The organism is Stenotrophomonas sp. 3diitr2024 (assembly GCF_042136455.1).
GTDB lineage: Bacteria > Pseudomonadota > Gammaproteobacteria > Xanthomonadales > Xanthomonadaceae > Stenotrophomonas > Stenotrophomonas sepilia.
This window is the reverse complement of sequence record NZ_JBHHMJ010000390.1, coordinates 1-11,889: the sequence shown is the minus strand read 5'-3', so window position 1 is coordinate 11,889 and position 11,889 is coordinate 1. Positions and strand designations below refer to the sequence as shown.

The window sequence follows — 11,889 nt, the reverse complement described above, 5'->3', positions numbered from 1 at the left end:
CAGCGGCCGGCACCACCAGGAGACATCGCATGCAAGGCCAACCCGAATACAGCGGCGGCTGCCAGTGCGGCGCGATCCGCTTCCACGTGCGTGGTGCGCTGACCGACAGCTCGATCTGCCATTGCCGGATGTGCCAGAAGGCCTTTGGTGCCTTCTACGCGCCCTTGGTGTCGGTGCGCGGCGTGCAGTTCAGCTGGACCCGCGGCCAGCCGCGCTATTTCCAGTCGTCCAACGTGGTGCGGCGTGGCTTCTGCGCCGACTGCGGCACGCCATTGACCTACGAAGCGCCCGATGGCGTGGCGGTGGCTGCCGGCGCGTTCGACGAAGCCGAACGCCTGCCTCCGACGATCCAGTACGGGGTCGAGCGCAAGCTGCCCTTCGTCGACGGCCTGGCCAGCCTGCCCGTACGGCGTACCGAGGAGGACATCGCGGCCCTGGACTTCCTGGCCACGATCGTGTCCCACCAGCACCCCGACCACGACACGCCGCACTGGCCACCGCGCAGCCGGTGACGCACCTGTAGCGCCATCTCCACGCTGTCGCCGCAGGCTGAACCCAGGACAGCCGAGCGCAGGCTCGGCTGTACAGGGAGGCGGGGCGCGGCAGCGCCCGGACCGCCGATGCTCTACCATAGCCACCCCCTTTCCGGTCCCCGCCCGCATGAGCAAGAACAGCCAGTGGATCGTCGGCGTCAACGCCGTCGCCTCCTCCATCGAGAACGACGCCGAGAACGTCCGCGAAGTGCTGGTCGAGGCCGGAGCGAAGAACCCGCGCCTGACCGAGATCGAGGAAAACGCCCGCCGCAAGGGCATCGACGTGCGCAAGGTGAACAGCCAGGCGCTGGACGGTGTGGGAGGCTCGGTGCGCCACCAGGGCGTGGCCGCGCGCTATGCCGCCGCCCGCACCTACAGCGAGAACGAGCTGGAAGGCCTGGTCACTGCGGCCGAGGGCAAGGCGCTGCTGCTGGTGCTGGATGAGGTGCAGGATCCGCACAACCTGGGTGCCTGCCTGCGCTCGGCGGCTGCGGCCGGTGCGACTGCAGTGATCATCCCCAAGGACAAGTCGGCCACGGTCAACGCGACCGTGCGCAAGACCTCGGCCGGCGCCGCCGACCTCATCCCGGTGGTGGCGGTAACCAACCTGTCGCGCTGCCTGAAGGACCTGCAGAAGCAGGGCGTGTGGATCTACGGCCTGGCCGGTGAAGCCACCGCCTCGCTGTACCAGCTGGACCTGAAGGGCAACATCGCGCTGGTGCTGGGCGGCGAAGCCGACGGCCTGCGCCGCCTGACCCGCGAGAACTGCGATGGCCTGGTCAAGATCCCGATGCCGGGCGAGATCGAGAGCCTGAATGTCTCCGTCGCCGCCGGCGTCAGCCTGTTCGAGGCCGTGCGCCAGCGCGGTTGATCCGCCGGCGCGACGTGATCGGGGTCAGATCCCTCTCCGCAGGCGAGGGATCCGACCCCTTTTCCATGTGCCGTGTCGACCAAGGTCGACACCTACCGGTAGTCGCCAACCTTGGTTGGCGCTCTTGCCGCCTCAGCCCGCGCTGCCACCCAGTGCCTTGAACAGGGTCACGTCGTTGTTCAGCTGGCCCTGGCGCACGCGCGCCAGCGACAGCTCTGCATCGCGCCGGGTCTGCTGCGCTTCCAGCCAGGTGCGCAGATCGGTAGCACCCACGCGATAACGCACTTCCTGCGCGCGCTCCACTTCCACCGCTTCCTCGTACGAAGCCTGCGAGGCAGCGACCTGGCGCGCCAGCTGCTCGCGCGCGGACAGTGCGTTGTCCACTTCCGAGAGCGCGGTGTACAGCGTCTTGCGGAAATTGGTCGCGGCGATCTGATAGCTGGTGCCGGCGATATCGGTATCCAGCTGCGCGCGCTGCAGGTTGAGGAATGGCAGCGAAAGGCCGGCACCCAGCGTGGCCACCGGATTGCGCAGTACATCGCCCAGCGAGGTCGCACTGGAACCGAGGCTGCCGGTCAGGCTCAGCGCCGGGTAGTACTGGGTGGCGGTGACCTTGATGGTCTTCAGGCTGTTGCGCAGGCGGAGTTCTGCCGCACGCAGGTCGGGGCGGCGGCCGAGCAGGTCGGCCGGCAGCCCCTCGACAATGCGCGGGCTGCGTGCGCCCAGCAGGTCCTGAGGTTCGTCCTGCTGGGGCCAGGGCGTGCCGTCCAGCAGCACGGCCAGTGCGTTGCGCACCTCCACCCGCTGCTGTTCCAGCGCGCTCTGCGAGGCGCGCTGCGATTGCAGGTTCTGCAGCGCCTGGCGTACTTCCAGGCTCGATACCGCACCGGCGTCGAAGCGGGCCTGAACCAGTTCGCGGGTGCGCTCCAGCCGCTCCAGGTTGGCCTGGCCGGTGGCGATCGACTGGTTCAGGTAGGCCAGGTTCCAGTACTGGGTGATGGTGTCGCTGATCACCAGCAGGGCGGTATTCTGCCGGTCTTCCTCGCTGGCTTCGGCTTCCCAGCGGGCGATGTCGCGCTGGGTCCGCAGGCGTCCCCACAGATCGACCTCCCAGCCGAGCGAAATGCCGGTGGAGTAGCTGCGGCGCCATTCGTCGGCCTGGTCGGTGGCGCGGCTGGCATTGCCGCTGACGCCCGATGATGAAGGCTGCGGCCACAGCGCGTTGCTGGCCAGGCCGGCCTGCAGGCGCGAACGCTGCACGGCCAGGCCGGCGGCGGCCAGGTCGCTGTTGGCGGCCAGCGCCTGCGCCACCAGGCGGTCCAGGCGTTCATCGCCGAAGCCGGTCCACCAGGTGTCCTGGCGGATGTCGTGGCCCGGTGTGTCCAGGCTGCTGCGCGGGTCGTCGGCCGGTGCGTTGAGGGTGGCATCGCCACGCCCATACTGGGCCGCCACATCGGGATCGGCCACCGGATAGCGGCCGACAGAGGCGCAGCCAGACAGGGCGAGCAGAACGGCACCCACCAGCAGCCGGCGCGAAGGGGCAGGGAAGGGCAGTCGGGTCATCATCTTCATTCGCGTGCCAGGGCCTCCACCGGGTCAAGCTGCGCGGCATTGCGCGCGGGCAGGAAGCCGAACGCCACGCCGATCAGGGTCGAGCAGGCGAAGGCGGCAATGATCGAGGCGGTGGAGAACAGCACCTGGAAGTCGCTGGCGAAGCGGCCGATCATCGAGCCCAGCAGCAGGGCCAGGCCGATGCCGAGCACGCCACCGAGCAGGCAAACCAGCACCGCTTCGATCAGAAACTGCTGGCGGATATCACTTTGTCGTGCACCGACGGCCATGCGCACCCCGATCTCTCGGGTGCGCTCGGTCACCGACACCAGCATGATGTTCATCACGCCGATGCCGCCGACCAGCAGCGCGATGGCGGCGATGGCACCGATCAGCAGGGTCATCGTGCGCGTGGTCTGCTCGATGGTGTCGCGGATCTCCGCGCTGTTGCTGAGGAAGAAATCCTCGGTGCCGTGGCGCATCGTCAGCAGGCGGGTGATCGCTTCCTGAGCGGCATCCATCGGTGTGTTGTCGTCCACGCGCACGGTGATGCTGGAGACATGGCTCTGGCCGAGCATGCGCGACATCACCGTGGTGTAGGGCACCCAGACGCTGAGGCTGGTGCTGCCACCGAAGCCGAAACTCTGGCGCTTGGCCACGCCGACCACCCGTGCCGGCACGTTGCCGAGCAGGATCACCTGGCCGACCGGGTCGACATCGGGGAAGAACTGGGTCTGGGTGTTCTCGTCGATCACCGCCACCTGGCCCAGGCCCTTGACTGCATCGGCATCGAAGAAGCTGCCGCTGAGCAGGGTTACCCCCTTGACCCGGAAGAACTGCTCGCCGACGCCGCTGACCTGGGCGGTCGACGACTGGTTGCGATAACGCGCGGTGACCGAGGTCGATACGCTGGGGGTGGCGCTGTCCACATAGCTCTGCTTTGCCAGTGCATCGGCATCGCTGGCCTTGAGCGTCTGCACCCGGGCCGAGCGCATGTCGCCGAAACCACGGCCGGGATAGACGTCGATGGTGTTGGTGCCGAGCGCGCTGATGTTCTGCAGGATCTGCTGCTGCGAGCCATTGCCCAGCGCCACCACCGAGACCACCGAGGCGATGCCGATGATGATGCCGAGCATGGTCAGGAAGGTGCGCAGGCGATGGGCGTTCATCGCCAGCAGCGCCATCCGGAACGCTTCGGTGAAGCGGTCGCGGGCCGCCCGCCAGCTATTGCCGTGGGCGACGCCGGTACTGGCTTCGCGCTGGGCGCGGTAACTCGGCGCATCCGGATTGGCGCGGTCGGCAATGATCTCGCCATCGCGGATCTCGATGATGCGCTGTGCGTGCTGGGCCACGCTCATGTCGTGGGTGACGATGATGATGGTGTGGCCTTCGGCATGCAGTTCGCCGAGGATCGCCATCACTTCCTCACCGGATTTCGTATCGAGCGCGCCTGTTGGTTCGTCGGCCAGGATCACCTCGCCGCCGTTCATCAGGGCGCGTGCGATCGACACGCGCTGCTGCTGGCCACCGGAAAGCTGGCCTGGCTTGTGATGCATGCGGTCGCCCAGGCCCAGCCGCTGCAGCAGTTGCTCGGCACGCGCGTTGCGCACCGGGCCGGGACTGCCGGCATACACCGCCGGCACTTCCACGTTGCCGCGCGCGTCGAGGTCGCCGAGCAGGTGGTAGCGCTGGAAGATGAAACCAAAATGCTCGCGGCGCAGTTCGGCCAGTTCGTCCGGCTCCATCTTTCCGGTTTCGCGGCCGGCCACCTGGTAGCTGCCGCGGGTGGGACGGTCGAGGCAGCCGAGGATGTTCATCAGCGTCGACTTGCCCGAGCCGGACTGGCCGACGATGGCGACCATCTCGCCGGCGTGGATGTCGAGATGGACGTCGCGCAGCACGGCGATCACATCGTCGCCGGCCGGGAATTCACGTCGCAGGTCGCGCAGCCGCAGCAGCGGCGCCGTCGTGCTCATCGGCGCCCCATGCCCGGGCCGCCGACCCGCATCTGCATGCCGCCGCGGTTGCCGCCGCCGGCGCTGGCACCGGCCGCACCGGCTTCGCCGACCACCACGCGCTCGCCTTCCTTCAAGCCGGACAGGATCTCGGCCGAGGCGCCGTTGTTGATGCCGACGGTGACCTTGCGCGGCTGCGGCTGGCCCTTCTCGTCCAGCACCCGCACCATCCGCTCATCGCCACGGCGCTTCGGTCCCAGTGCCACCGCCGGCACCATCAGCACGCCCTTGGCCTGCTTGAGCAGTACCGAGACCTGCGCGGTCATGTCGATGCGCAGCGTGCCGTCCGGGTTTTCCACATCAAACAGCGCGTTGTAGTAGACCGCGCTGCTGGAGCTGGAGCTGGAGGAGCTGCTGGAGCTGGACGAATTCTCGTTGGCGATCGAGGCCGGCGCCGGATTGATCTGGCGCAGCGTGGCGTGATACTTGCGGTCCGGGTCGCCCAGAGTGGTGAAGTACACCGGCATGCCGGGCTTGATCTTGACCACGTCGGCCTCGGAGATCTCGGCATTGACGGTGACCACGTCCAGCCGCGCCAGCATGACGATGGTCGGTGCGGTCTGGTTGGCGTTCACGGTACGGCCTTCCTCGGCCACCACCGCGACCACGGTGCCGTCCATCGGCGCGGTGATGCGGGTGTAGGCCAGGTTGGCGCGGGCGGTGCCCAGCTCGGTTTCGCGGCCCTTGATCTGCGCCTCGTAGGACTGCAGCTGGGCGCGGGCGGTCTTCAGCTGTGCCTCGGCGGCATCGTATTCCTGGCGCGAGGTGGCTTCGGCGGCCAGCATCTGCTGCTGGCGCGCAAACTCCAGTTCGGCCTGGCGCAGGGTGGCTTGCTGCACCGCGCGCTGGGCGGTGACCTGGTCCAGCGAGGCCTGCGCGTTGAGCACCTGGTTCTGCTGGGTGGTGGCATCGATCTCGGCGATCAGGTCGCCTTCCTTCACGGTGTCGCCCAGCTGTACCTTCAGCGATTTGATCTGGCCCGAGGCCTGCGCGCCGACGCTGACCAGCTTGTAGGCGTCGATCACGCCGGTGGCATCCACCGTTTGTTCGATGTCACCGCGGCTGACCGGCGAGGTTGCCACCGCCGGGGCGGCGGGCTTGCGCAGCAGCCACCAGCCGGTCGCGGCGACGATCAGGGCGAGCAGGGCGATCAGCATCAGGCGACTCCGGCGGGTCGCTGGCAGCAGGCGGAACGTCACGTCGTGGCTTCACTCTCGAGGCCGCGAGGGCGGCGTTGGTGGGCATTGTGAAGACCGGGCGATGGACGGCTCAATCCTCGGGGTATGTCTGTATGTAACACTGTCGGTGAACAGGCGTAACCACAGGTATCCCGCCCGCGGGTGGATACACTGGTACGCATTGCCCCGGATGCGGTTCAGCTGCCGACACGGGATGATCGCGACATGGAGACTGAAAACCCGATGCATCGACTGCTGATCGTCGACGACGACAACGACATCCGCACGCTGCTGGCCGAGCAGCTCGGCCGCGCCGGCTACCAGGTGAGCACTGCGGCCGATGGCACCGCCATGCGCCAACTGCTGGACCGCGAGCACGTGGACCTGATCGTGCTGGACCTCAACCTGCCGCGCGAGGATGGTCTGACCCTGTGCCGTGACCTGCGTGCACGTTCGAACACGCCGGTGATCATGCTGACCGCGCGGGCCGAGCCGATCGACCGCGTGCTGGGCCTGGAAATGGGCGCCGACGACTACCTGGCCAAGCCGTTCGAGCCGCGCGAGCTGCTGGCGCGCATCCGCAACGTGCTGCGCCGGACCGAGGCGCTGCCGGCCAACCTGGAACCACTGGCGGTACGCCGCGCGCGTTTCTCGCGCTGGGTATTCGACCTCGAGCATCGCCACCTGGTCGATCCGGATGGCCGCGTGGTGGTGCTGTCCGGCGCCGAGTTCCGCCTGCTGCGGGTGTTCATCGCCCACGCCAACAAGGTGCTGTCGCGCGAGCAGCTGGTCGCGCTCAGCAGTGGCCGCAACTACGAGGCTCAGGACCGCGCGATCGACCTGCAGGTCAGCCGCCTGCGCAACAAGCTGGGCGACGATGGTGGCCCGGATGGACTGATCAAGACCGTGCGCAACGAAGGCTACGTGCTGGCCTCGTCGGTCAACCTGGAATAAACCGCGATGACGCGCCTGCGCCATTTCCTGTCCTCGATGGTCGGGCGGTTGTTCGTGATCCTGCTGCTGGGCATGGCGGTGGCTGCGATCGGCGCGACCATGCTGGCCACCTCCAAGCGCCAGCAGGAGTTCGAGCGGCAGAACCTGAACCGCATCGCCGACCGCCTGCAGGGCTACGTCAACCTGCTGGACGGCAATCCGGAGCTGCGCGAGCGCCTGCTGGCGATCGGCGGGCCGAGCGTGCGCGCGTTGCAGCCGGGCGCACGCCTGGGGCGTGCCGACACGGCGCTGATGGAAGTGCTGGAAGACCGCCCCGGGCCGGTGTCGCGCGCGCACGTGCACTTCGCTTCGTTCCGCTCCTGCATTCCCAAACTGCAGGAGCTGCTGCCGCCGCCGCCGCCGGGCCACCGGCGGCCGCCGCGCGAGCGCGACCCCGCGTTCATCCCGCCCAAATGCCGCGCGGTGGACGTGACCCTCAACGACGGCACGCTGCTGAAGCTGGCGCTGGACTCGCCGGCGGTGGCGCACAACGGCATCCTCGCCGTGGACCCATGGTTCCTGACCCTGCTGGTGCTGGCGATTGCCGTGCTGGCCTATATCGTCGCGCGCATGGCCAGCGCGCCGCTGCAGGAACTGGCCGCAGCCGCAGAAGACCTTGGCGATGACCTGCAGCGCGACCCGTTGCCACTGCGCGGGCCGCGCGAAGTGCAGCGTGCCGCCGAAGCCTTCAACGCCATGCAGCACCGCCTGCAGCGGCACCTGGCTGAACGCACGCAGATGCTGGCGGCGATCACCCACGACCTGCAGACGCCGCTGACACGGCTGCGCCTGCGCCTGGAGAATGTCAGCGACGAGGCCCTGCGTGAGCGCCTGATCGGCGACCTGGCGGCGATGCAGGCGCTGGTGCGCGAGGGCCTGGAACTGGCGCGCAGCGCCGAGAGTGCCGAGCAGCGCGCCGCCTTGGACCTGGATTCGCTGCTGGAGAGCATTGTCGAGGACGCCGCCGAAGGCGGCGGTGATGTGGTCTTCGAAGGGGGAAGTGGTTCGGTGCTGATGTTGCGTCCGTTGGCCATGCACCGGCTGTTCTCCAACCTGGTGGACAACGCGGTGATGTACGCGCAGCGGGCCCGGGTGCGGGTTGAGCGCAGCGGCGGTGCGATTACCGTGGTGGTGGCCGATGACGGCCCGGGCCTGGCCGAAGAGCAGCTGGAGGCGGTGTTCGATCCGTTCGTGCGGGTGGAGACCTCGCGTTCGCGCGAAACCGGCGGGGCCGGCCTGGGCCTGACCATCGCGCGCGCCCTGGCCGAGAAGGACGGTGCCCGGCTGTGGCTGCGCAACCGGGCCGAAGGTGGCCTGGAGGCGGTGGTGCAGTGGCCGGCCAGTGCCCAGGTGGTGGCGCCCGGCCGCGCCGGCTGAGTCGGCGCGCTGCGGACGGTGACGCTGGGGCCGGGGTTTGGCCTATCATCTGCGCATCTCCCCAGTCTCCCCCCGATGAGCCAGCCCGTTCCTGCCGGCATGCCATTGCACGCTGCCCGGCTGTTCCCGCACGCTGCCGCGTCCTGCAGCCGCACCTGGCCGCCGCCGCTGCGGTGATGGGCGGGCAGGGGGACAAGAGGCGCTGGGTGGAGCGCCGCGCATCAGGATTCAGGCGGGCACTGCGGCAGGGCCTGTTGTGGCTGCTGCTGGCCCTTGCGCTGCCGTTGGCTGCGCAGGAAGGCGCGCCCCCGCTGCGCGACTACGCCATCGATGTATGGACCTCGCGCAACGGCCTGCCGCACAACTCGCTGCGCGACATCGCGCAGACGCCGGAAGGCCATCTCTGGTTCGCCACCTGGGAAGGGCTGGTGCGCTACAACGGCCTGGATTTCACCGTGTTCGACCGCAGCACGCGCCCGGGCCTGCGCGACAACGGCATCGGCGCCCTGTTCGTCGACCGCCAGGGCGGACTGTGGATCAGTGATTCGCGCGGCAACGTCAGCCACCGTGGCAGTGATGGCCAATGGCGGGTGTGGGAGCACCAGGCCGATACGCCGCAGGTGCTGATCCAGTCCATGCAGATGGACAGCCAGGGGCGGCTGTGGCTGCTGTACGAAGGCAAGGGCATCGGCTACCTGACGCCGGACAGCGGCATTGTCTACCAGGCGCCGGCGGCGGACCTGCCGATGGCGATGAGCTTCACCAGGCTGGTGGTCGACGCGCAGGACCGGGTCTGGGTCGGTACGCTGGACGGGCTGGTGCTGCGCGACAACGATGGCGTGCTCAAGCGCGCCCCCGCCGCATGGGGGCTGGGTGCCGGCAGTGGCCTGTCGTGGCCCTACCGTGCGCCGGATGGCGCGTTGTGGATCGTCGCCGGTGAGCGCCTGTACCGGGTGGAGGACGACCAGCTGGTGCTGGTGCACCGCCTGCCGGGCCAGCTGCACATGACCTCGATGCTGCAGGACCGGCACGGTGACCTGTGGCTGGGCACCGAGAACCAGGGCCTGCTGCGCATCTCCGCACATGGCCTGGAGCGACTGCCGGCCGGTCTGAACCTGCCGGGCGGACGCGTGGTCAGCCTGCGCGAGGATGCCGAAGGCAGCATCTGGGTGGGCGCCAACGGCGGGCTCTATCGCCTGCGCGAAACACTGTTCAGCAGCTACACCGAGCGCGATGGGCTCAGTGGCGATTACGTGCGCACGGTATTCGAGGATCGAGATCGCCAGCTGTGGGTCGGCAGCGCCAGTGGCTTGGACCTGCAGACGCCGGATGGCCGGTTCCGTGCGATGCCGCTGCACAACCGCGGCGGCAAGGCACCTTCGGTGCTGAGCCTGGCGCAGGGGCCGGACGGTGACCTGTGGGTGGGCACCTTCGGCGACGGGGTCTACCGGCTCGGCCGCGACGGCCACCTGCGCCACAACTACGCGGCAGCCGACGGCATGCCGGGTGGCAACATCCGTGCGATCAGCGTTGATTCCCAGGGCGTGGTCTGGGCCGGCACGCAGAAGGGCGTGGTGCGCATCGACGGCGACCAAGTGCAGGTCTCGAACGTGCCGGGCATGCCCGGCGGCCTGATCACCGCGCTTGAGCATGACCATCAGGGCAACCTGTGGATCGGCACCATCGAAGGCATCCGCGTGCTGCGCGGCGACCACGTGCAGTCGATCGACCTGGCGCCGCTGGGCGGTGGCCGCAGCGTGTTCGGCTTCCACCAGCTGGGCGACGCGATGTGGATCAGCAGTGATCGTGGCCTGTACCGTTGGCGCAACGGTGCGCTGGCGCGGGTCGGCCTGGAGCAGGGCATGCCGGTGGATGCGGTGTTCCAGCTGGTGCCGGATCGCCTTGGCAATGTGTGGATCAGCAGCAATCGCGGCGTGTTGCGCACCGATATGGCCACCCTCAACGCCGTGGCCGATGGCCGCACGCCGCGGGTGGGGGTGGAGCGTTACAACGAGATCGACGGCATGGCCAATGCACAGGCCAACGGCAGCTCCAGCCCATCGGCGATCCTGCGCCAGGACGGCACGTTCTGGGTGGTCACCGCAGGCGGCCTGAGCACGGTCGACCCGCAGCGCCTGCAGCGTTTCCGCGAGCGGCCATCGCCGCCGGCCGCGATCGAGAGCGTGCAGGTGGATGGCGCGCCGGTGCATTGGGAAGGGCGAGATCGCAACCATATTCCCGGGGGGCGCCGGTTGGCGGTGAGCTATGTCGGCCTGAGCTATCTGATGTCCGACCGGATCCGCTACCGCACGCGGCTGGACGGGCTGGATGCCGGCTGGGTCGAGCGCGGCCCGCAGCGCAGCGTCGAGTTCGTCGGCCTGCCGCCGGGCGACTACACCCTGCATGTGGCGGCCGCCCATCCCGGCGGCAGCTGGGGCCAACAGGAGGCGGTGTGGAGCTTCACCGTGGAACCGTTCTGGTGGCAGCGCCGCAGCGTGCAGGTGCTGGCGGGAATGCTGCTGCTGGCTGGACTGGTGGCGCTGTACCGGCTGCTGCTGCAGCAGCTGAAGGCCAGCAACCTGCGCCTGGCACGGCGGGTGGACGAAGCGACCTTCGACCTGCAGGCCAAGACGGTGCACCTGCAGGCGCTGAACCAGGAAAAGACCGAACTGGCCGAGCGCCTGGCGCGCCAGGCCGAAGCCTTCGAGCGGCAGGCCCGCGAGGATGCCCTGACCGGCCTGGCCAATCGCCGCGCCTTCGACGAAACGCTGGCGCGTGACTTCGCCCGGTCCCAGCGCAGTGGTCATCCGCTGTGCCTGGTGGTGCTCGACATCGATCACTTCAAGGAGGTCAACGACCGCCACAGCCACAGCATCGGCGACGCCGTGCTGGTGCAGGTGGCGTCATTGATCGCAGCGGCCTGCCGCGACTCCGACCTGCCGGCGCGCACCGGCGGCGAAGAGTTCGCGCTGCTGCTCAACGACACCCGCCTGGAGGAAGCCGCACAGCTGTGCGCGCGCCTGCGTGGCCTGTTCCATGATCATCCCGATTGGGCCGGCGTGGCGGGCCTGCGTGTCACCTTCAGCGCGGGCCTGGTAGAGCTGGATGCCGACGACCGCACCCCGGCGCTGCTGTACCAGCGCGCCGACCGCGCGCTGTACCGCGCCAAGAGCGACGGCCGCGATCGCACGAGTATTGGTTGATCGCATCCACGCATGGCGTGGATCTACTGGTGTTGTCGTACCACCCGGGGGTGCCGACCAAAGGTGACGCACTGCGTCACATTGCCGCGTCCATCGCAGATTCGCATCCAGGGGGTTCCCATCCGTGAAATAGCTGCCATCATGGGCGCGGGGAAATCCAGGGGGAGG

General features: G+C 68.7%; 8 protein-coding genes. 5 read left to right on the top strand and 3 right to left on the bottom strand.

Annotation, left to right across the window (positions count from 1 at the left end):
• Nucleotides 1-29 precede the first annotated feature (29 nt).
• Together ABGA94_RS09620 and rlmB are read left to right on the top strand one after the other, a co-directional pair.
• Nucleotides 30-512 (top strand): GFA family protein, encoded by a 483-nt coding sequence (locus tag ABGA94_RS09620; RefSeq protein WP_005415882.1) that lies wholly within the window; start codon nucleotides 30-32, stop codon nucleotides 510-512.
• Between the two features lie 148 nt (nucleotides 513-660).
• Entirely contained in the window at nucleotides 661-1,404 is a 744-nt protein-coding gene (gene rlmB / locus ABGA94_RS09615) for a 23S rRNA (guanosine(2251)-2'-O)-methyltransferase RlmB (protein ID WP_005408775.1), read from the top strand.
• 132 nt (nucleotides 1,405-1,536) lie between these two features.
• Here rlmB and ABGA94_RS09610 read toward each other — a convergent pair whose 3' ends face one another.
• From ABGA94_RS09610 to ABGA94_RS09600, 3 genes are read right to left on the bottom strand one after another with little or no spacing between them, the layout of a single operon-like run.
• Nucleotides 1,537-2,976 carry an efflux transporter outer membrane subunit gene (locus ABGA94_RS09610; protein ID WP_375367135.1) on the bottom strand — a complete coding sequence of 480 codons (1,440 nt, stop codon included), beginning with the start codon at nucleotides 2,974-2,976 and terminating at the stop codon, nucleotides 1,537-1,539.
• Nucleotides 2,973-4,931, bottom strand: a complete 1,959-nt coding sequence (locus ABGA94_RS09605; RefSeq protein ID WP_095378322.1) for a MacB family efflux pump subunit — start codon at nucleotides 4,929-4,931, stop codon at nucleotides 2,973-2,975. Before ABGA94_RS09605 ends, ABGA94_RS09610 begins: the two co-directional genes overlap by 4 nt.
• On the bottom strand, nucleotides 4,928-6,169 hold the full coding sequence (locus ABGA94_RS09600) for an efflux RND transporter periplasmic adaptor subunit (RefSeq protein WP_111127057.1): 1,242 nt from the start codon (nucleotides 6,167-6,169) through the stop codon (nucleotides 4,928-4,930). Before ABGA94_RS09600 ends, ABGA94_RS09605 begins: the two co-directional genes overlap by 4 nt.
• Before the next feature lie 204 nt (nucleotides 6,170-6,373).
• On the opposite strand from ABGA94_RS09600, the gene ABGA94_RS09595 reads away from it, so the two are divergent.
• From ABGA94_RS09595 to ABGA94_RS09585, 3 genes are all read left to right on the top strand, one after another.
• Nucleotides 6,374-7,102, top strand: coding sequence for a response regulator (locus ABGA94_RS09595; RefSeq protein WP_005415886.1), 729 nt, complete (start codon nucleotides 6,374-6,376; stop codon nucleotides 7,100-7,102).
• A 6-nt stretch (nucleotides 7,103-7,108) separates the two neighbouring features.
• On the top strand, nucleotides 7,109-8,518 hold the full coding sequence (locus ABGA94_RS09590; RefSeq protein WP_005415887.1) for an ATP-binding protein: 1,410 nt from the start codon (nucleotides 7,109-7,111) through the stop codon (nucleotides 8,516-8,518).
• Nucleotides 8,519-8,694: 176 nt separating this feature from the next.
• The gene (locus ABGA94_RS09585; RefSeq protein WP_375367132.1) at nucleotides 8,695-11,721 is read left to right on the top strand and encodes a two-component regulator propeller domain-containing protein; all 3,027 of its coding nucleotides are present in this window, start codon (nucleotides 8,695-8,697) and stop codon (nucleotides 11,719-11,721) included.
• The last annotated feature ends 168 nt before the right edge of the window (nucleotides 11,722-11,889 follow it).